Raw genomic sequence first — 20,685 nt, 5'->3', positions numbered from 1 at the left:
GCGCCACAATGAAGAGGCCCGGCCGAGAGTGGAGCACTCTCTCCGGGCCACGAGATAAAGTCAGCGGAACCCTCAGGTTCAGGCCGCGAAGTATTCCTGCAACGCGCGAACCTTGAGATCGCCCTCTAGATAGGCCTTGATCCCCTCGGCCGCGGCCATCGCGCCGGCTAGAGTGGTGTAATACGGCACCTTATGCAAGAGGGCCGCACGCCGGAGCGAGCGCGAGTCCGAGAGGGCGCCGGCCCCCTCGGTGGTGTTCAGCACGAGGTGGATGCCGCCGTTCTTGATCGCGTCGACCACGTGCGGCCGGCCTTCGAGGACCTTGTTGATCCGCTCGGCCGGAACGCCGTTCTCGACCAGATAGCGCTGCGTGCCGCCCGTGGCCAGGATGGTGAAGCCGAGATCGGACAGGAGCTTCATGGTCGGCAGGATGCGGGCCTTGTCGGCATCCCGCACCGAGACGAACACGGCGCCTGCCTTCGGGACCTGCGTGCCCGAACCGAGCTGGCTCTTGGCGAAGGCCACGCCGAAGCTGGTATCGAGCCCGATCACCTCGCCGGTGGAGCGCATCTCCGGACCGAGGAGCACGTCAACGCCGGGGAAGCGGGCGAACGGGAAGACCGCTTCCTTGACGGCGATGTGCGGCAGGGTCTTCGGCTTCAGGCCGAAGGTGGACAGCGCCTCGCCCGCCATGAGCCGGGCCGCGATCTTGGCGATCGGCTCGCCGATGACCTTGGCGACGAACGGTACGGTGCGCGAGGCGCGCGGATTCACCTCCAGCACGTAGATGACGCCGTCCTTGATGGCGTACTGCACGTTCATCAGGCCGACGACGTTGAGCGCCAGCGCCATCGCCTTGGTCTGCCGCTCCAGCTCGTCCATGATCTCGGGCGAGAGGGAGCGCGGCGGCAGGGAGCAGGCCGAGTCGCCGGAATGGATGCCGGCCTCCTCGATGTGCTCCATGATGCCGGCGATGAACACGTCCTTGCCGTCGCAGACCGCGTCGACATCGACCTCGACCGCATCCGACAGGTAGCGGTCGAACAGGAGCGGGTTCTTGCCCAGCACCGTGTTGATCTGGCCGGTCTTGTCGTTCGGGTACCGGGCCTTGACCTCGGAGGGGATCAGGCTCGGCAGGGTATCGAGGAGGTAGTCGGCGAACTGCGTCTCGTCGCGGATGATCGCCATGGCGCGGCCGCCCAGCACGTAGCTCGGGCGCACCACGAAGGGCAGGCCGAGATCGGCCGCCACGAGCCGGCTCTGCTCCACCGAATAGGCGATGCCGTTCTTCGGCTGCTTCATCCCGAGCTTGTCCAGCAGCCGCTTGAACTGGTCGCGGTCCTCCGCGAGGTCGATGGCGTCGGGCGAGGTGCCGAGGATCGGCACCCCGGCGGCCTCAAGGGCCCGGGCGAGCTTCAGCGGGGTCTGGCCGCCGAACTGCACGATGACGCCGTGCAGCGTGCCGGCCTGCTTCTCAGTCTCGATGATCTCCAGCACGTCCTCGGCGGTGAGCGGCTCGAAATAGAGCCGGTCGGACGTGTCGTAGTCGGTGGAGACCGTCTCCGGGTTGCAGTTGACCATGATGGTCTCGTAGCCCACCTCCGACAGCGCGTAGCAGGCGTGGCAGCAGCAATAGTCGAACTCGATGCCTTGGCCGATCCGGTTCGGGCCGCCGCCGAGGATCACGACCTTCTTGCGGTCAGAGGGTTGCGCCTCGTCCACCACCGCGCCCGCGAAGGGCGCCACGTAGGTGGAGTACATGTAGGCGGTGGGCGACTTGAACTCGGCCGCGCAGGTGTCGATGCGCTTGTAGACCGGGCGCACGGACAGCGCACGCCGAGCCGCGCTGACCGCGGCCTCGTCGGTCTTGGCGAGGACGGCGAGGCGCGCATCCGAGAAACCGGCGGCCTTGAGCTGGCGGAAGGCGCCGGGGGTCTTCGGCAGGCCATGCGCCTTCACCCGGTTCTCCAGGTCGATGATCGCCTGCAGCTGCTCCAGGAACCACGGATCGATCTTGCACGAGGCATAGACCTGCTCGTGGCTGACACCCAGCCGCAGGGCCTGCGCGACCTTGAGCAGCCGGTCCGGGGTCGGCGTGCCGATCGCCGCCTTGATGGCGTTGTGGTCGTCGCCCTTGCCGAGGCCCTCGATCTCGATGTCGTCGAGGCCGGTCAGCCCCGTCTCCAGGGAGCGCAGGGCCTTCTGGAGTGATTCGGCGAAGCAGCGGCCGATCGCCATGGCCTCGCCCACCGACTTCATGGCGGTGGTCAGCGTCGGCTCGGCGCCCGGGAACTTCTCGAAGGCGAAGCGCGGGATCTTGGTGACGACGTAGTCGATCGTCGGCTCGAACGAGGCCGGGGTCGCGCCGCCGGTGATGTCGTTGGCGATCTCGTCGAGCGTGTAGCCGACCGCGAGCTTGGCGGCGACCTTGGCGATCGGGAAGCCGGTGGCCTTCGAGGCCAGCGCCGAGGAGCGCGACACCCGCGGATTCATCTCGATCACGATCATGCGCCCGTTCTCGGGGTTGATCGCGAACTGCACGTTAGAGCCGCCGGTCTCGACACCGATCTCGCGGAGCACCGCCAGCGATGCGTCGCGCATCACTTGGTATTCCTTGTCGGTGAGCGTCAGCGCCGGGGCGACGGTGATCGAATCGCCGGTATGGACGCCCATCGGGTCGATGTTCTCGATGGAGCAGACGATGATGCAGTTGTCGTTCTTATCTCGAACGACCTCCATCTCGTACTCCTTCCAGCCGAGCACGCTCTCCTCGATGAGCACCTCGTTGGTCGGAGACGCGTCGATGCCGCGCTCGACGATGTCGAGGAATTCCTCGCGGTTGTACGCGATGCCGCCGCCGGTGCCGCCCATGGTGAAGGACGGGCGGATGATCGCCGGCAGTCCGACCTCGGCCAGCGCCATCAGCGCCTGCCCGATCGCATGCTCGCCGTAGCGCTTGCGCCGGTCGGTCTCGCCCGCGGCCCAGCTCTTCTCGAAGGCGGCCAGCGCCTTCTGCCGCGCCTCCGGCTCCGCGTTGGCGGCTTCGATGCGGGCGATCTCGGCGAGGTAGGCCTGCCGGTCGGCCTTCTTGGCCGTTGAGGCGTTGGCCAGCGCCGATTTCGGGGTGTCGAGCCCGATCTTGGTCATGGCGTCGCGGAACAGGCTCCTGTCCTCGGCCTTGTCGATCGCCTCCGCGGTGGCGCCGATCATCTGCACGCCGTACTTCGCCAGCACGCCCATCTTCTGGAGCGACAGGGCGCAGTTCAGCGCCGTCTGGCCGCCCATCGTCGGGAGGATCGCGTCGGGGCGCTCCTTCTCGATGATCTTGGCGACGATCTCGGGGGTGATCGGCTCGACATAGGTCGCGTCCGCCATGTCCGGATCGGTCATGATGGTCGCGGGGTTCGAGTTCACCAGGACGATCCGGTAGCCCTCTTCGCGCAGCGCCTTGCAGGCCTGGGTGCCGGAGTAATCGAACTCGCAGGCCTGTCCGATGATGATCGGACCCGCACCGATGATCAGGATCGAGGAGATGTCGGTGCGTTTGGGCATCTGCGGCCTTGTCGGGCCAAGCGCGCCCGATCGGGCAGGGCTGACTTCAGCCCTGCTCCCGGACGCGCGTGGCGGGATTGTCGTTGAGCCCCGCGTTTACACGGGCCACGGGCGCATTGGAAGGCCGGGACAACCGCGCATCCTCACGGTGCGTTCGACGCATGGATGCGACGCCGGTCGGCCGAATTGGAGCTCTTATAAATGAACGCCCGCGCGGGAAGATTTCTTGCTGGGTTCCGGAGCGATTTGTAGGCCTTGATCGATCGGCCGATCCGTCGATCGATACCACAACGAGTCGAGACCGAAGATGCTCTGGCCAGCCCCTATTTCCGCAATGCTTCTGATCGGATCGATCCTGGGCGCGAACGCTTCGGAAGTCGCCATCAAGACCCTGAACAGCGGTCCGGGCGGGATGATGGTCTTCGATCCGGCCTACGTGAAAATCCAGCCCGGCGACACGGTGCGGTTCGTGCCGGCCGACAAGGGGCACAATGCCGAGCTGATTAAGGGCATGGCACCCGAGGGGGCAGCGCCGTTCAAGACGGTGGTCGGCAAGGAGGAGACCGTGACCTTCGACAAGCCCGGCCTCTACGGAATCAAGTGCTCGCCGCACTACATCATGGGCATGGTCGGCCTGGTCCAGGTCGGCGACAAGCCCGACAATCTGGAGGCGGCCAAGGCGGTCCCGCAGAACAAGCTGGCCGCCAAGCGCTTCGAACCGCTGTTCGCGAAGGTCGAGTAGGCAAACGGGGTGGCGCCAGGCCGCCCCGTCCCGACTCAGAGGCCGGCGTGAAGCGCCGCGACGGCCCGGTCGATCGAGAGATAGAAAACCCCGAAGGCCACCACGGCGGCGGCCGCGAACTCGACGGCGACGTTCGAGAGCGTCTGCGCGCGGCGCAGCGCCTCGCGGCCGAAATAGAGAGAAACCCAGGCGAGGGCGAGGACCGCCGGCAAGGCGAACAGGTAGGACTCCGTGCTCTCGACGCGGTCGAGCCCGCCCGTCGGATCGATGAGGGCTCGGATGTTGCGCACCCAGGGGGCGTAGAAGGCGGCATAGACGGCGGTCAGCCAGGACAGACCCACGGCGACGCCAAGGTGGAACGTGAAACTGCGATGCAGGCGGGAGAAATCGTCGCGCGCCTCGTCGATGGTCATCCGGCAATCCCCTGCGACGGGCCGAATGCGCGGGACGCGGATGCGCCGCCGTTCAGGGGCCGTCGTGGGCTCTCTTAAGCTGCCCGATCTGGCGGATTTTATGGCCCCGCCGCGGCCCGATTGGGATCGGGCCGCGGGAGCAACGCGGGCTCGGATCCGGTCTCAAGCGCCCTTGACGGTCTCCGGCGTGCCGGAGCGCATCAACGTTACGAAACGCTCGAACAGGTAGTGGCTGTCGCGCGGGCCCGGGGAGGCCTCCGGGTGGTGCTGCACCGAGAAGGCCGGGCGGTCGGTGAGCGTCAGGCCGCAATTCGAGCCGTCGAACAGCGACACGTGGGTTTCCACGGCCGTCTCCGGCAGGCTGTTCGGATCGACCGCGAAGCCGTGGTTCATCGAGACGATCTCGACCTTGCCGGTGGTCTTGTCCTTCACCGGATGGTTCGCGCCGTGGTGGCCCTGGCCCATCTTCACGGTCCGGCCGCCGAGGGCGAGGCCCATGAGCTGGTGGCCGAGACAGATGCCGAAGGTCGGCACCTTCGCGTCCAGGAGCTTGCGAATCACCGGGACCGCATAGGCGCCGGTCGCCGCCGGATCGCCGGGGCCGTTCGACAGGAACACACCGTCCGGCTTCAGCGCCAGAATCTCCTCCGCCGCGGTGGTGGCCGGAACCACGGTGACATCGCAGCCGGCCTGGGCGAGGAGGCGCAGGATGTTGCGCTTCACGCCGTAATCGATGGCGACGACCCTGAGGCCCTCGCCGGGCGCGCGCTTGCCGTAGCCGTTGCCGAGCGCCCACACGGTCTCCGACCATTCAGACGGTGCACGGCTGGTCACCGGCGGCACGAGGTCGAGCCCTTCCATGGGGGCGAGGGCCGCCGCCCGGGCCTTCAGGGCCTCGCGGTCGAACTTGCCCTCGGGATCGTTGGCGATCACCGCGTTCGGCATGCCCTGGTCGCGGATCCGGGCGGTGAGCGCCCGGGTGTCGACGCCGGTGATGCCGACGATGCCGCGGGCCTTGAGCCAGCCGTCGAGATGCGACGACGAGCGCCAGTTCGACGGCTTCGTCACCGCCGAGGCGATCACCGTGCCGCGCACGCCCGAGGCCGGCGCCGCCTCCAGGCTCTCCAGATCCTCGTCGTTGGTGCCGACATTGCCGATATGCGGGAAGGTGAAGGTGACGATCTGGCCGGCATAGGAGGGGTCCGTCAGGATCTCCTGGTAGCCGGTCATCGCGGTGTTGAAGCAGACCTCGCCGTCGGCCACGCCGGTCTGACCGATGCCGAAGCCCTCCAGGATGGTGCCGTCAGCCAGCACCAGCAGAGCTGTCGCGACGGGCTCGGCCCAGGGCTCGGGCGCCCGAGTCTCGGGGGCATGCGCGGCGGCGTCTTGCAGCATGGGCTGAGTCTCGCTTATGTCCGGCCGAAGGCGGGCACCGGGTTGCGGCGCTCTCGGCTTGCAGCATGATCGTGTGCGGCGCTCTTAGCGAGCGGCCCGCGATGGGGTCAATGTGGTCCCGGCGCCCGCAGGGCTCAACACCCGCAAACCGCAGGCCAGTCCCCCGCTTCGACCGTTGGAAGGTTCACCGAGATGCTGCGCGCGCGCTTCACCACCGAGATGAAGGAGGCCATGAAGGCCGGCGACAAGGAAAGGCTCGCCACCGTCCGCATGATCCAGGCCGCCCTCAAGGACAAGGATATCGAGGCGCGGGGTCTCGGCAAGGAGCCGGCCTCCGACGAGGAGATCCTGTCGCTGCTCCAGAAGATGATCAAGCAGCGCACCGAATCGGCGTCGGTCTACGAGCAGGGCGGCCGCCCGGAACTCGCCGCCAACGAGCGCGCCGAGATCGCCATCATCGAGAGCTTCCTGCCGAAGCAGATGGACGAGGCCGAGATGAAGGCGGCCGTCGAGGCGGCGATCGTCGAGACCGGCGCGGCCGGGCCCAAGGACATGGGCAAGGTGATCGGCGCCCTGAAGGGGACCTTCGCGGGCAGGATGGATTTCGGCAAGGCGAGCGGTCTGGTGAAGGCGGCGCTGGCCGCGAAGGGCTGAGCCTCTCCCCGCAATCCTCCACCGGATTTCGAGCGCGTGAGGGACTCCGTTACGCCTCACGCGCTATAGGTGCGGGTTCACGCAACCCATCCCAGGCCCCGTGCGCTATCCGCCCCACATCCTGGAAGAGATCCGCTCCCGGCTGCCGGCCTCGTCGGTGGTCGGCCGCCGCGTGCAGTTGAAGAAGGCCGGCCGCGAGTGGCGCGGCCTGTCGCCGTTCAACGCCGAGAAGACGCCGTCCTTCTACGTGAACGACCAGAAGCAGTTCTATCACTGCTTCTCGTCCTCCAAGCACGGCGACATCTTCACCTTCCTCATGGAGACGGAGGGTCTCAGCTTCCCCGAGGCGGTCGAGCGGCTGGCGGGCGAGGCCGGCGTCAGCCTGCCGGCCCCCACCGAGGACAACCGCGCCAGCGAACGCAAGCGCGCCGGGGCGATCGAGGTCATGGAGATGGCCGCGCGCTGGTTCGAGGACCGGCTTCGGGCGGGGCAGGGCAGCGAGGCCCGCGCGTATCTCGAACGCCGCGGGCTCAAGGACGAGACGCAGCGAGCCTTCCGCCTCGGCTACGCGCCGAACGATCGCTACGCCCTGCGCGACCACCTCGCCGGGCAGGGGGTCGACAAGGCGCTGATGGTCGAACTCGGCCTCATCGCGGCCGGAGAGGGCGTCTCGGTCCCGTACGATTATTTCCGCGACCGGGTGATGTTCCCGATCACCGACACACGCGGCCGGGTCGTGGCCTTCGGCGGGCGGGCTCTCGCCAAGGAGGTGCGCGCCAAGTACCTGAATTCCCCCGAGACGCCGCTCTTCCACAAGGGCCGCACGCTCTACAACCTCCACGGCGCGCGGAAGGCCGCGCACGAGCGCGGGTCGATCATCGCGGTCGAGGGCTACGTCGACGTCATCGCCATGACGCTAGCCGGCCATCCCGAGACCGTGGCGCCCCTCGGCACCGCGCTGACGGAGGATCAGCTCGGCCTGCTCTGGCGCCACGCCGACGAGCCGATTCTCTGCTTCGACGGCGACAAGGCCGGCCAGCGGGCGGCCTTCCGGGCCCTCGACATCGCGCTCCCGCTCCTCGCGCCCGGCCGCTCGCTCCGGATCGCGCTGCTGCCCGGTGGCCAGGATCCCGACGACCTGCTGCGGTCGGGCGGCCCGGCGGCCATCGATCAGGTGCTCACGGCGGCGTTGCCGCTCTCCGAGCTGCTGTGGCGGCGCGCCCTCGAAGCGGGGCCGGTCGACACGCCCGAGCGGCGCGCCGGCCTGACGCAGACCCTGCGCACCACCGTCGCGACGATCCGCGACGAGACCGTGCGGCGCTATTACCGCGACGATATCGAAGAGCGCCTGCGGAGCCTGTCACCCCGCAGCGCGCGAGCCGCCGCCGGCGGGGCTCCGCGCGGACGCCTGCGTTTCACCCGGCCCGGCGAGCCCGTTTCGCCGCGCATCACCGGGAGTCCGAGCCCCTCCATGACGGCCTCGGCAGGCTTCACGGGCGCCGCTTCGGTGCGCGAGGCGGTCATCGTGGGCACCCTGCTCGCCCATCCCGAGATGATCGCGGAGTTCGGCGAAGAGACCGCCGATCTCGATTTCGAGGATCCGGATGCGCGAGGGATTCTATCTGTCCTCCTGGCCTGCGCCGCCGAGGACGAGCATCCGGTGCCGGAAGTGTTGCAGAATCGCATCAATCGCGCCGGACTTGCTGCGGCTGCTGACAGAATCCTCGCCCTGGCCCGCTCTCGCGACCGCACGACCCTGGCCCCGCACGCCGATCCCGCACACCGCGCAGACGCCCTGAGACAGGCGATGATCTTGCACCGGCAGGCAGGAGCGCTACATAGCGAACTTCGCGAAGCACGGCAGGCGTTTGAAGACGATCCGACCGATGCCGGATGGGCATGGCTCTGCGAAGTGAAGGCGAGGCTGGAAACCGTCATCGCCGCCGAGGCGGAGGCCGACGCACCGGTGTCGAGCGACTCGACGGCCGCGTGATCCCTGTGTCATGGCGGTGGCGGCGGACGGAGTCTCGCCATAGTTAACAATCGGTCAAGCCTCAGGCTTGCATACGGAAACCGACGACTCAAGGCGACTGGAGCAATCCGGCGCCGATCTCATACAGCGGCGCCGACGGCGTGGAGCGGCCCCATCGGGGCCTCCGCAACGCGCCGCGTGCGAAACAATAGGCTGATCATGGCGACGAAGGCAACGGAACGGGACGAGACGGACGCTGCCCCCGAGCAGCAGACCGACGGGCCGCTCCTCGACCTGACGGATGCTTCGGTCAAGCGGATGGTGAAGCTCGCCAAGAAGCGCGGCTACGTGACCTACGAGGAGGTCAACGAGGTTCTGCCTGAGGGCCAGTCCGATCCGGACCAGCTCGAGGACGTGCTGTCGCAGCTCTCCGAGATGGGCATCAACGTCGTCGAGGCCGAGGAGACCGACGAGGCGGCCGGCGAGAAGGCCGCCGAAGGCGAGGAAGAGGAGGCCGAAGGCGGCGAGGTCGCCGAGGTCGCGCCGGCGCGCGCCGTCACCGTCGCCACGACCACCAAGGAGCCGACCGACCGGACCGACGATCCGGTGCGGATGTACCTGCGCGAGATGGGCTCGGTGGAGCTCCTGTCCCGCGAGGGCGAGATCGCCATCGCCAAGCGCATCGAGGCCGGGCGCGAAGCGATGATCGCGGGGCTCTGCGAGAGCCCGCTGACCTTCCAGGCGATCATCATCTGGCGGGACGAGCTCGTGGAGGGCAAGGTCCTCCTGCGCGACATCATCGATCTCGAGGCGACCTACGCGGGGCCGGACGGCAAGAACGCGCCGCAGCTCGGCGAAGGCGAGGAAGGATCCGAGGACGGCGAGCCGCCGGCGCCCCCGGAGGGCGGCGACGACGAGGACGACCTCGAGAACAACGTCTCGCTGGCCGCCATGGAAGCCGAGATCAAGCCGCGGGTCCTCGAGACCTTCGACGCGATCGCCGCGAACTACCGCAAGCTGCGCAAGTTCCAGATCGAGGGCACCGAGCGCAAGGCGGCGGGGGAGCAGAACACCCCGGCCCAGAATCAGAAACAGGCCGAGCTGAAGGACATCGTCGTCGCCGACGTGAAGTCCCTGTCGCTGAACAACAACCGCATCGAGGCGCTGGTCGGTCAGCTCTACTCGATCAACAAGCAGCTGATCGGCCACGAGGGCCGGCTGATGCGCTTCGCCGAGAGCCACGGCGTGGCCCGCGACGAGTTCCTGCGCCACTATCAGGGTTACGAACTCGATCCGAACTGGATGGAGCGCGTCGGCACGCTGGGCGGCAAGGGCTGGAAGAACCTGGTCGAGCGCGGCTCGAAGCAGGTGGCGGAGCTGCGCGCGCAGATCCTCGATCTCGCCTCCGAGACGGGCTTGGAGATCGGCGAGTACCGCCGGATCGTCAACATGGTCCAGAAGGGCGAGCGCGAAGCCCGGCAGGCCAAGAAGGAGATGATCGAGGCGAACCTGCGCCTCGTGATATCCATCGCCAAGAAGTACACGAACCGCGGCCTGCAGTTCCTGGACCTGATCCAAGAGGGCAACATCGGCCTGATGAAGGCCGTGGACAAGTTCGAGTACCGGCGCGGCTACAAGTTCTCGACCTATGCCACGTGGTGGATCCGGCAGGCGATCACCCGGTCGATCGCCGATCAGGCCCGCACGATCCGCATCCCGGTGCACATGATCGAGACGATCAACAAGATCGTCCGGACCTCGCGCCAGATGCTGCACGAGATCGGCCGCGAGCCGACCCCGGAAGAGCTGGCCGAAAAGCTGGCCATGCCGCTGGAGAAGGTCCGCAAGGTCCTGAAGATCGCCAAGGAGCCGATCTCCCTCGAGACGCCCATCGGCGACGAGGAGGACAGCCACCTCGGCGACTTCATCGAGGACAAGAACGTCGTCCTGCCGATCGACGCGGCGATCCAGTCGAATCTGCGCGAGACCACGACCCGGGTACTCGCCTCGCTCACGCCCCGCGAGGAGCGTGTGCTGCGCATGCGCTTCGGCATCGGGATGAACACCGATCACACCCTCGAGGAGGTCGGCCAGCAATTCTCGGTGACCCGCGAGCGCATCCGTCAGATCGAGGCCAAGGCACTGCGCAAGCTGAAGCACCCGTCGCGCAGCCGGAAGCTCAGGAGCTTCCTGGACAACTGAGCCCACGCCGCGGATTACGCGGCGCTTTCCCGTCGACCGCGTTGCTTCGGCGCTGCGCGGCATCCACTCTGGCGCCATGCTCGAACGCCGCCCGCCACCGCCCGGATCCCCGACGGCCTTCGCGGACGGATCGGAGGCTGACGACGTGCCCTTCGGCGCGCTCCAGCCCTCCGTCGGCATCCGCGATTGGCTGCTCGGCGAGGGGGCGCGGATGCCCAACGCCGAGGAGATGCTCACCGGACTCGCAGAGCGTCTGATCGCCGTCGGCGTACCGGTGGACCGGGCATCGACGGCCATCGACACCCTGCATTCGGAATATGCCGGCGTTGGCCGGATCTGGACCCGGGACGGCGGCACCACCGTGCGGCTGTTCCCGCACGGCGCCCGCTCGACGGACGCCTATCTCAACAGCCCGTTCCATACGGTCCACGCCACCGGCGATTGGCTGATCCTCGACCTGTCCAAGACGCCGGACGACGCCTACGCGATCGTTCCGGACCTGAAGGCCGGCGGCTACACCCACTACGTGGTGGCGCCGTTGTTCTTCACGAACGGCACCCAGAACGGCATCACCTTCGCCACGCGGGCCCCTGAGGGGTTCCGGGACGACGACATCGCGATCCTGCGCTTCGTCATGCCGGCGCTGGCGGCCGTGATGGAGATGCGCGTCCTCAACAAGCAGCTCGACCACGTCCTGCGGCTCTATGTCGGCGACGAGCCGCACCGGGCGATCCTGGCCGGCGACATCCGCCGCGGACAGGTGACGCGGATCCGCTCGGCGATCCTGTTCGCCGATATGCGCGACTACACCCGGACCTCCGCCGACATGACGCCCGAGGAGGCCGTCGGCCTGCTCAACGTGTTCTTCGACTGCCTCGTGCCGCCGATCGAGCGAGAGGGCGGCGAGGTCCTGAAGTATCTCGGCGACGGTCTGCTGGCGATCTTCCGGGAGTCCGGTGACGACCTCGGCGGTGCGGCCAAAGGTGCGCTCACGGCGGCCCAGCACGCCCTGGCGGCCCTCGACGAAGCGAACGCCCTGCACCAGTTCCCGGTACCGGTGGCCGCGGGCATCGCGCTCCACCACGGCGAGGCCGCCTACGGCAATGTCGGGTCCGGCTCCCGCCTCGACTTCACGGTGATCGGCCGCGACGTGAACCTCGCGAGCCGCATCGCGCAGCTGAATCGCACCCTCGGCGAGCCGCTGCTGATGTCCAAGCCCTTCGTGGACTTCCTCTGGGGGGATCCGATCCCGCTGGGCGAGCACCGGCTCAACGGGTTCGACGAGCCGATGGCAGTCTTCCGGCCAAAGTTCCTGCGCCCGCGCAAATCCAGCTGAGCCCCTCTCCGATCGCGTCCTCGATCGGCTCTCGGCGTCAGGAAGCCGTCCCACCCGTCCGCCGTGAACCCGGGCTCGCAGCCGATCCGTGCGCCGCTCGGCTCACCACGTCGGCACGAACGGCAGAGTGTAGGGGTTGTGCCGGCAACCCCAGACCGGGTCGATCATCCTCGCCATCACCTCCCGGGCCAAGGCGCCGGCATGTATGGCCACCTCCTTCGGGACATGCCTCCGTTCGAGGATCTTCAGGCAGGCATGTCCGCACGCGCTGTACTGGCCGATATGGTACGCGTTGATGGCGAACTCTTCGAGTATGCCGTATTCGTAGACCCACGGATTCAGGGAAATCCCCTCGCTCGGAAGTTCGAGTGCCAGGCCCGCCTCCGCGTATCGATATCCGTCCGCGAACCGCTTCCTTAACCGGCAGAACCGACTGGCCCCGTGGCGCGCTTCCGCCCGCGCGGGGCGGACGGAGGTCGCGCGCTCGTAGAGCTGCAACACCCTGTCCTCCGGCTCATCGAGGCGCTCCGCGTTCACGGCGGCCATCAGCAGATTGTAATAGACCTCCTCGTCCCATCCGCCCAGCTCTGCTCTTTTCAGAAAGCATTCGAGAGCTTTCCTGTATTCTCCAGCAGCATTATACGTTGTCCCGAGGTACATCGTGTATCGGGCGATCATGTGGGGATCGGTCTCGACCGCCAACGCCTTCTTGAGAACGGCGATATCCCGCGCGTCCGCCGCGGTGTCTCGGTGACGGGCGCCGTCATCACCCCGGCGCATCGCGAGGGGAAGGACCGGTGTCTCGGAGACGCCGGGGCAGCTGAGAAATTCGTGCAGGACGCCCCGGTAGCGCCAGTTTTCCCGGCATCTGACCAACTGGGTGCGCCAGTATCGCGTCTGCTCGTCGATGATCTCGAACCGATAGCCGGGCGCATGCAACTTCGGCATCGTGAAGTCGGCCGGGATGACCAACTCATCATCCGCATCGATGATCAGAGCGTACTGCGCGTGACGCCGCGCGAGTTTCAGGGCCTCGTTCCGATTGAAGGCAAAATCGACCCAGGGGCGCTCGACCAGGGCCCCCGGTATGTCCGCGAGCGCGGCACGGACAATATCCTGTGTTCCATCCGTCGATCCAGTGTCAACGATGATCCAATGATCGATGATCGGACGAACAGAGTCGATGCACCGACGGATCACGTGGGCTTCGTTCTTCACGATCATCGATAAGCAGATCGTGGATTCGCGATTCTTCATCCTGAAGCCGCCCCGTCATGCACTCACGCCTTGAACGCGCAGTCATCACGGCTCCTAGCACCACATCAGCGCATTGACAAAACGACCGATTGCTCCATGATCAATCTGATTGATCGGCGTATTTGCAGCTTTATCGGGGTCAAACTCAGAAATATTTAAACACAATGACCTAAGATCTATAAATCAACCGGGAAGAATTGAATTATTCAACCGGTCGGGGACGATCCATCATCGGGCCGCCCGTGGCCTGCGCACCGAATATTTTCCGCGCAGGATCGGCCGCGTGATCGACCTGGTCCCGCAGCCGATCCCGGGGAGACGGGCCGCGCCGGCCGCCGTTGGCGCACCGCGACCCCAGAGATCGGCATGGGCGTTCGGGCGTTTCAGCCCCTGAGGGTCATCGTGCTGCCGGAGACGCCGAACTCGCGCAGGCGCCTGAGGAATGACATGCCCAGCAGGCTGGTGGACAGGAGCCCGCGCGGGATCACGACCGCATCGACGTCACGCACCGTGATCGATCCGATCTGCACGATCGCGATCCGGATCGGCGCCACGCGAACCGTCCCGTTCGCGGTGTTCCAGACGCGCGTGAAGTCGGACGCAGCGACCTGGATCCCGATCCGCGCGGCGTCCTCCTCGGAGAACGCGCAGGCGCTCGCCCCGGTATCCACCATCATCGGCAGTGAACGGCCGTCCAGCAGAGCGTTGACGAAGAAATGGCCGTTGCGGCCAGCCTGGAGGGCCACACCGGCAGCGGCACGGCCTGCGAGATCCGGCTCCGGCAGCGGTGCGACGGCGAGCGCGACCGGCGCCGCCCGCATGCCATCGCGCACCTTCAGGATGGCCGTGACGCCGAGAAAGCCGAGCATGCAGATCAACAGGATTGTGCGCACGCAAATTCGCCCGTGACGTGGAGTGCCGGCGCCCGGAGAAGGTCCGGGATCCCGGCGATCAGATCCCAGACGCGTGAAGGGATGGTGCGCGCCGCCTATCGCGACCGCTGTCCGCGCGCCGATTCCGGTCCGCTTGGTGTCTGGACTGTCACCGCGACCCGCGGATTGTCACGGGAATGATGCAGGGGCGGCGGCGCGGGGTTGACCGACACAAGCCGTGACGCCACATCTGCGTCTGTTCCAGGGAGATCCCCGGCAAGGGGCTGAGAAACCGCTGGCACGTCCCTTAGGACCTGCGGCGCGGAAATCCTTCGAACCTGATCCGGCTCATACCGGCGTAGGGATTGGACCGCGGCCGCCCGTAAGGCAGGCCACAGCTTCTGGCAGAAGCGCACGGCCCGCTCCCCGCGACGGCAATCCGCGGAGATGCCTGTGCCCTTCGACCGACCTGCCTCACCGATCGGCCGCCGCCGCAATCCCGAGGGCGGCGTCGCGCCCGCCGTCCTGCCGGCGCGGACCGACGTCGCTGTCATCGGCGGCGGGCTGATCGGTCTGTCGATCGCGTGGCGGCTCGCGCGGGCCGGCCGCACGGTGACCGTGCTGGAGCGGGAGACGATCGGCGCCGGGGCGAGCCTCGCGGCCACCGGCATGCTGGCTCCGGCCGCCGAGCACGAGCCCGGCTCGGACCCGCTTCTGCCGCTCGCCCTGGACTCGCTCCGGCTCTGGCCCGGCTTCCGCGACACCCTTGAGGCCGAGTCCGGCCGAACCATCGACTATCGGGCCGACGGCACCCTGGTGCTGGCGGTCGGCCGCGACGAGGTCGAACGCCTGCGCTTCCGCTACGACCTGCAGCGCCGCTCGGGACTCGACGCCACTTGGCTGCCGGGCAGCGAGGTGCGGCGCCTGGAGCCCGGCCTGCGCCCCTCCGTCACCGCCGGGATCCACTGCCCGCTGGACCATCAGGTCGATCCCCGTCTGGTCATGGAGGCCCTCACCGAGGCTTGTCGCCGGGCCGGCGTGATCCTGGCGGAGCGGACCGCCGTCACTACCCTCGACTGGTCGGGCGGCCGCGTGACCGGGATCCGCGCCGGCGACCGCGTCGTCGCCGCGGAGACCGTCATCCTGGCTTCCGGCGCCTGGAGCGGGGAGGGCGGTCTGCTCCTCGACGCGCTCGCCCTTCCGGTCCGTCCGCTGAAAGGCCAGTCCCTGGCGCTGCGCACCACCGCCCGCACCGGCACCCTCGCGCGGATGGTCTGGACCGAGCAGGTCCACATGGCGCCGAAGAGCGACGGCCAGCTCATCGTCGGCGCGACCGTGGAGGATTGCGGCTTCCGGCCTGGCGTTACCGCGGGCGGGCTCTACGCGCTGCTGGAGGGTGCCCGCCGGGTGCTGCCCGGTATCGAGGAGATGGAAGTCGAGGCCGTCTGGAGCGGCTACCGCCCGACCTCGGACGACGACGCGCCGATCCTCGACACCATCGCACCGGGCCTCGTCGCCGCCACGGGGCATCACCGCAACGGCTACCTGCTCGCCCCGGTCACCGCCGAGGCGATCGCCGCGCTGGTGTTGCACGGCGCGCTACCCGAGGTCGCCCGTCCCTTCACCCGCCTGCGCTTCGGCCAGCCGGACGCGCTGAGGGCCTCGGCATGAAGCTCGTCGTCAACGGTGAGCCGCGCGACTGCGCGGCCGAGACGGTGGACGCGCTGTTCCGCCTCGAAGCCACGGAGAGCGGCATCGAGAGCCCGCAGGGCGTCGCCATCGCGCTGAACGGCCGGGTGCTGCGCCGCCGCGACTGGGGGGAAACCCGGATCGCGGAGGGCGACCGCGTCGAGATCGTTCGCGCCATGCAGGGAGGTTGAGCATGGATCAGACCCATACGCCGCTGCGTCCCGAAGGTGGGGATGACAGCCTGACCATCGCCGGCGTGAGCCTGTCGTCGCGACTGTTCATCGGCACCGCCGGCTATCCGACGCAGGCGATCATGCGCGACGCCGTCCAGGCGAGCGGCGCCGACGTGGTCACCGCCTCGATCCGCAGGGTCTCGCTGCAGGGCCACGGCTCGGACACGGTCAAGATCCTGAAGGGCAAGCGCTTCCTGCCGAATACCGCCGGCTGCGAGACGGCCCGCGACGCGATCATGACCGCCGAACTCGCCCGTGAGGCGCTCGACACCAACTGGATCAAGGTCGAGGTGATCGGTGACCGGGAGACGCTCTACCCGGACGTGATGGAGCTGATCGAGGCCTGCCGCCATCTCGTCGATGACGGCTTCGTGGTGCTGCCCTACTGCAACGACGACCCGATCGTATGCCAGCGCCTGGAGGATATCGGCTGCGCCGCCGTGATGCCCATGGGCTCGCTGATCGGGTCCGGGATGGGCATCGCCAACCCGGCCAATCTCGAACTGATCTGCCGCCGGGCGAAGGTGCCGGTCGTGGTCGATGCCGGGATCGGCACCGCCTCGGATGCGGTGATCGCCATGGAACTCGGCGCCGCCGCCTGCCTGATCAACACCGCGGTGGCCAAGGCCGACGATCCCGTGCGCATGGCCCGCGCCATGGGCCGGGCGGTGGAGGCCGGACGCGACGCGTATTGCGCCGGGCGCATTCCCCGCCGCGGCCGGGCCGAGCCATCGAGCCCGCAGCTCGGCCTCGTCGGCTCGTGAGGGCACTGCCGTCGCCGCTGCTCGCGGTGACGGACCGGCACGGGCATCCACGGCCGCTCGCCGAGACGGTGCAGGCGATCCTCGATGGCGGCGGGCGCTGGATCTGGTTCCGGGATCGCGATCTGGAGATGGACGCCCGTCGGCGCCTCGGCGAGGCCGTGGCAGAGCGCGTGCGGGCCGCGAAAGGCGTCCTGACGGTCGGCGGTGACGTCGCGTTGGCGCGCGCCCTCGGGGCAGACGGCGTCCATCTCGGCGGCGGCTCGGGACCGGAGGCCATCGCGGCGGCACGGGCGGCGCTGGGAGAGCGGGCGCTGATCGGCGTGTCGGCCCATGCGGCGCACGAGGTCGCCCAGGCGGCGTCGGCCGGTGCCGATTACGCCACCCTCAGCCCGATCTATGCGACCGCCAGCAAGCCTGGCTACGGCCCGGCGCTCGGCCTCGCGGGGCTCGCGGCGGCCTGCGATCGCGAGCTTCCGATCGTGGCGCTCGGCGGTCTCGACGCGGACCGAATCGGCGGATGCCGGGCCGCCGGGGCGGCGGCGGTCGCTGTCATGGGTGGGCTGATGCGAGCGCGCGAGCCGGCCGAGGCCGCGCAGGCCGTCCTGAAAGCCTGGAGCTCGGCCGATCGCGCCCCCGTCTGAGGGGCGCCAGCCGGTCGGCGCACGGGCCTCGCGACCGGCACGGACCCGGGGCCCTTTGCTCCGCTCGGGACGACGGGCGGGGCGATATCAGCCGCAAGTCCGCGCGGACACGGCGCCGGATCGGATCTTCGCGCAAGCCCTATTTGTCCGTCGGCCCGTAAGGCGGCCGCGGGATGGCCCGATGCGCGGCCCGGAGCGCCGCCGACCAGCGCTCGCGCAGGTCGTGGAAGTAGCCCTCACCAGCCTCGATCCGGTGATTCACTTCCAGCGTCAGCGCGTTCCGGCGAACCAGGGCGATGTCGATCGGCAGCCCCACGCCGAGATTCGACCGCATGGTCGAATCCATCGAGACGAGGCTGACCTTGAGGGCGTCGTACAGCTCGGTCGTGTATCTCACCGCCCGGTCGAGGATCGGCTTGCCGTACTTGTGCTCGCCGATCTGAAGGAAGGGCGCATCGGTGCTGCACTCGATGAAATTGCCGGCCGAATAGATCAGGTACAGGCGCATCTCGCCATTCCCGATCTGGCCGCCGAACAGCAGCGAGATCGAGAACCGGATGTTGGCCGCCTCGAACCCGTCCTTCTCGATCGCCCGCACCCGTCGGATGGCCCGGCCGATCAGCTGCGCGGCCTGGAACATGGTCGGCGCTTCGACGAGCTTCTGTGGCGGCTCGTCGTCCTCCTCGCCGGGCACGCCCTCCTGAAGCATGCTGAGAACAGACTGGGTGATCGAGAGATTACCGGCCGAGGCGAGCATCATCACCCGCTCGCCCGGTACGTTGAAATGGTGCAGCTTTCTGTAGGTCGAGATATCGTCGAGCCCCGCATTGGTGCGGGTGTCGGCGACCATCACCAGCCCTTCCTCGACCAGGACACCGACGCAGTAGGTCATCGTCTTCGGGTTCTCCTACGGCCGGCGGACCGGTGTCTGAACGATCAGGATTGGGCGGCGGTCCTGCCTTGCTCGACCCGGAGCTTCACGTCCAGTGTTTCGGTGCCACCCCCCGTGCGGCTGCCGCGGATCGGGGCTGCGCCGAGATAGTCCAGGCCCGTTGCGACGCGGATGTAATTGTCCGAGGGGCTGACGTCGTAGCACGGATCGAACGCCACCCAGCCGAGATCCGGCACCAGGGCCTCGACCCAGCCATGGGGCGCCTCGACATCCGCCTGCCCGTCGTCCCGGGCCCGGTAACCGGCCACGTAGCGGGCCGGGATGCCGATGTGGCGGGCGGCGGCGAGGAAGACGTGGGCGAGATCCTGGCAGACGCCGCTCCCGGCCGCGAAGGCCTTGGCGGCTGGAACCGCGCTGGAGGCGGGGCCGGGCTCGTAGGTCACCGCGCCGCGGACGGCGCCCATCAGCCTGTGCAGGAGAGCCAGAACCGCACCGTCGCCCTCCGCGGCGACGCGTTCCGCGAAGGCGTGCAGCTCGGGGCTCGCCGCGCACAGGTCCGTGTCGCGCAGGAAGAACTGATCCGGCAGGCGCTCCACAGTGCCGCGCACGACACCGTTCGTGTCATCGGTATCGACCTCGCCGGTCACGCGGATGGTGAGGGCGTCGGCCGGCTCGTCCGGCGTGAACCAATGGACGACATTGCCGAACCCGTCCTCGCGGGCAGTGAGCCGCCCGTCGATGGTGGTGTCGATCCGCCATGTGCGGACGTATTGGCCGTCATGATCCCGGGGCGTCAGCCTCAGGACCTGCACGAGCCCGCGGGCCGGCTGCTCGTAGGTGTAGATGGTCTCGTGAACCACGCGGATGCGCATGCGCTGTCCTGTCCGTCTCGTTCAGCCGACCAGATACTGCTTGGCGATCGCCTCGCCCACCCTGTTGTTCTCGGCAATGAACGCTTCGACGAATTCGTGCAGCCCTGAGGCGAAGACTCGGTTGATATCCTCGCCTTCCAGTTTCGCCAGCATGTTGCCGGCGAGCCGCTGGCTCGGGCCCCGGCGCCCGTAGGCGTCGGCGATGAGATCCAGATACTCGACGATCACGCCGTAGCAGTTGGCGAAGGAGCGCGGCATCTGCTTGTTGAGCATCAGCAGGTCGGCCACCAGCAGCGGCTTGACGCTCTCGCGATACACCCAGTGATAGGCATTGAACGCCGAGACTTCGCGCAGGATCGTGGTCCACTGGAAGTAGTCGAGGCTGCCGCCCACCGTCTCGTCGTGCGGCAGCAGGATCTGGTACTTCACGTCGAGGATGCGGGCGGTGTTGTCGGCCCGCTCGATCGCCGTGCCGAGCCGTGTGAACCAGAAGGCGTCGTTGCGCAGCATCGTCCGGAAGGCCGAGCCATCGAAGGTCAGCGAGACGGTCTTCACCCAGTCGAGGAAGCGGCCGAACTCGTCGCGGTTGAGGTCCTTGCCGGCGTAGTTGCGCAACTCCAGCCACGCGCCGTTGATCGCGTCCCACATCTCGGTGGTGAGCGCCGTGCGCACCGAGCGGGCATTCTCGCGGGCCGCCTCGATGCAGGAGCGGATCGAGGACGGGTTGTGCGGGCTGAAGGCCAGAAAATCGCAGACCGTGTCGGCGTTCACCGCACTGTAGTGCGTCTTGAACGCGTCCGGGTCGCCGGCCGAGGCGAGGGCGGATTCCCACTCGTTGCTCCCGCCGCCGCCGTAGCTCGTCGGCAGCGAGGCGAAACGGTGGGCCGCATCGAGGATACGGGCGACGAAGTCGGCCCGCTCCACGTAGCGCGAGAGCCAGAAGAGATTGTCGGCAGTCCTGGAAAGCATCGGTCTTCAGCCAAGTCGTGCGGACCACGGTGTCCGCGCCTCGGAACGTCCGGACGTCGCGGACCTTAGGCGTCGAGCACCCACGTGTCCTTCGTGCCACCGCCCTGGCTGGAATTGACCACCAGGGACCCTTCCTTCAGCGCCACCCGGGTCAGACCGCCCGGCACGATCCGGATCTTGTCCGCCCCGCACAGCACGAAAGGCCTCAGGTCGACGTGACGGGGCGCAAC

At 68.1% G+C, this 20,685-nt stretch carries 17 protein-coding genes, 1 pseudogene and 1 riboswitch; of the genes and pseudogenes, 9 read left to right on the top strand and 9 right to left on the bottom strand.

Going from position 1 to position 20,685, the window contains the following annotated elements; translation table 11 throughout:
- Positions 1–78: 78 nt before the first annotated feature.
- The gene (gene carB, locus PQI07_RS36265; RefSeq protein ID WP_182591977.1) at positions 79–3,552 is read right to left on the bottom strand and encodes a carbamoyl-phosphate synthase large subunit; all 3,474 of its coding nucleotides are present in this window, start codon (positions 3,550–3,552) and stop codon (positions 79–81) included.
- A gap of 334 nt (positions 3,553–3,886) precedes the next feature.
- Between carB and PQI07_RS36260 the strand changes: the two genes are divergently transcribed.
- The gene (locus PQI07_RS36260) at positions 3,887–4,294 is read left to right on the top strand and encodes a pseudoazurin (RefSeq protein ID WP_236952857.1); all 408 of its coding nucleotides are present in this window, start codon (positions 3,887–3,889) and stop codon (positions 4,292–4,294) included.
- A gap of 35 nt (positions 4,295–4,329) precedes the next feature.
- Here PQI07_RS36260 and PQI07_RS36255 read toward each other — a convergent pair whose 3' ends face one another.
- Positions 4,330–4,707, bottom strand: a complete 378-nt coding sequence (locus PQI07_RS36255) for a hypothetical protein (RefSeq protein ID WP_274929279.1) — start codon at positions 4,705–4,707, stop codon at positions 4,330–4,332.
- A 162-nt stretch (positions 4,708–4,869) separates the two neighbouring features.
- Positions 4,870–6,102 carry a glutamine-hydrolyzing carbamoyl-phosphate synthase small subunit gene (gene carA, locus PQI07_RS36250; protein ID WP_179698218.1) on the bottom strand — a complete coding sequence of 411 codons (1,233 nt, stop codon included), beginning with the start codon at positions 6,100–6,102 and terminating at the stop codon, positions 4,870–4,872.
- Positions 6,103–6,294: 192 nt separating this feature from the next.
- Here carA and PQI07_RS36245 point away from each other — a divergent pair, with 192 nt between their 5' ends.
- The 4 genes from PQI07_RS36245 (at position 6,295) to PQI07_RS36230 (ending at position 12,266) form a co-directional block, all read left to right on the top strand.
- Positions 6,295–6,756: a GatB/YqeY domain-containing protein gene (locus PQI07_RS36245; RefSeq protein ID WP_043356034.1), complete on the top strand. Its 462-nt coding sequence runs from the start codon at positions 6,295–6,297 to the stop codon at positions 6,754–6,756.
- A gap of 100 nt (positions 6,757–6,856) precedes the next feature.
- A complete protein-coding gene (dnaG, locus tag PQI07_RS36240; protein WP_053610008.1) occupies positions 6,857–8,749 on the top strand; it encodes a DNA primase in 1,893 nt (630 codons plus the stop codon).
- 198 nt (positions 8,750–8,947) lie between these two features.
- On the top strand, positions 8,948–10,930 hold the full coding sequence (gene rpoD / locus PQI07_RS36235; protein WP_043356038.1) for an RNA polymerase sigma factor RpoD: 1,983 nt from the start codon (positions 8,948–8,950) through the stop codon (positions 10,928–10,930).
- A 76-nt stretch (positions 10,931–11,006) separates the two neighbouring features.
- Positions 11,007–12,266: an adenylate/guanylate cyclase domain-containing protein gene (locus tag PQI07_RS36230; RefSeq protein ID WP_075379617.1), complete on the top strand. Its 1,260-nt coding sequence runs from the start codon at positions 11,007–11,009 to the stop codon at positions 12,264–12,266.
- Between the two features lie 102 nt (positions 12,267–12,368).
- Here the strand turns inward: PQI07_RS36230 and PQI07_RS36225 are convergent, their stop codons facing one another.
- The gene (locus PQI07_RS36225) at positions 12,369–13,490 is read right to left on the bottom strand and encodes a glycosyltransferase (protein ID WP_274929278.1); all 1,122 of its coding nucleotides are present in this window, start codon (positions 13,488–13,490) and stop codon (positions 12,369–12,371) included.
- Positions 13,491–13,906: 416 nt separating this feature from the next.
- A complete protein-coding gene (locus PQI07_RS36220; RefSeq protein WP_274929277.1) occupies positions 13,907–14,416 on the bottom strand; it encodes a TIGR02281 family clan AA aspartic protease in 510 nt (169 codons plus the stop codon).
- Positions 14,417–14,649: 233 nt separating this feature from the next.
- Positions 14,650–14,778, top strand: a riboswitch (TPP riboswitch).
- Positions 14,779–14,842: 64 nt separating this feature from the next.
- Here PQI07_RS36220 and thiO point away from each other — a divergent pair.
- The 4 genes from thiO to PQI07_RS36200 are packed head-to-tail and all read left to right on the top strand — an operon-like array spanning position 14,843 to position 17,722.
- Positions 14,843–16,066 carry a glycine oxidase ThiO gene (thiO, locus tag PQI07_RS36215; protein WP_274929276.1) on the top strand — a complete coding sequence of 408 codons (1,224 nt, stop codon included), beginning with the start codon at positions 14,843–14,845 and terminating at the stop codon, positions 16,064–16,066.
- The gene (gene thiS / locus PQI07_RS36210; RefSeq protein WP_274929275.1) at positions 16,063–16,275 is read left to right on the top strand and encodes a sulfur carrier protein ThiS; all 213 of its coding nucleotides are present in this window, start codon (positions 16,063–16,065) and stop codon (positions 16,273–16,275) included. Before thiO ends, thiS begins: the two co-directional genes overlap by 4 nt.
- A 2-nt stretch (positions 16,276–16,277) precedes the next feature.
- On the top strand, positions 16,278–17,081 hold the full coding sequence (locus tag PQI07_RS36205) for a thiazole synthase (protein WP_043356050.1): 804 nt from the start codon (positions 16,278–16,280) through the stop codon (positions 17,079–17,081).
- Complete coding sequence (locus PQI07_RS36200; RefSeq protein ID WP_274929274.1) at positions 17,078–17,722, top strand: thiamine phosphate synthase; 645 nt, start codon at positions 17,078–17,080, stop codon at positions 17,720–17,722. Before PQI07_RS36205 ends, PQI07_RS36200 begins: the two co-directional genes overlap by 4 nt.
- Before the next feature lie 139 nt (positions 17,723–17,861).
- Here PQI07_RS36200 and PQI07_RS36195 read toward each other — a convergent pair whose 3' ends face one another.
- From PQI07_RS36195 to PQI07_RS36180, 4 genes and pseudogenes are all read right to left on the bottom strand, one after another.
- Positions 17,862–18,614, bottom strand: a complete 753-nt coding sequence (locus PQI07_RS36195) for a proteasome-type protease (protein ID WP_274929273.1) — start codon at positions 18,612–18,614, stop codon at positions 17,862–17,864.
- Between the two features lie 44 nt (positions 18,615–18,658).
- Entirely contained in the window at positions 18,659–19,486 is an 828-nt protein-coding gene (locus PQI07_RS36190) for a transglutaminase family protein (protein WP_043356055.1), read from the bottom strand.
- 21 nt (positions 19,487–19,507) lie between these two features.
- A complete protein-coding gene (locus PQI07_RS36185) occupies positions 19,508–20,455 on the bottom strand; it encodes an alpha-E domain-containing protein (RefSeq protein ID WP_043356057.1) in 948 nt (315 codons plus the stop codon).
- A gap of 65 nt (positions 20,456–20,520) precedes the next feature.
- Positions 20,521–20,685: pseudogene (locus tag PQI07_RS36180) on the bottom strand (circularly permuted type 2 ATP-grasp protein); the annotation flags it as partial.

This window comes from Methylobacterium sp. 092160098-2 (genome assembly GCF_028920805.1).
In the GTDB taxonomy this organism is placed as follows: domain Bacteria; phylum Pseudomonadota; class Alphaproteobacteria; order Rhizobiales; family Beijerinckiaceae; genus Methylobacterium; species Methylobacterium fujisawaense.
The sequence above is the reverse complement of the archived record's forward strand: the minus strand, read 5'-3'. Positions and strand labels throughout refer to the sequence as shown.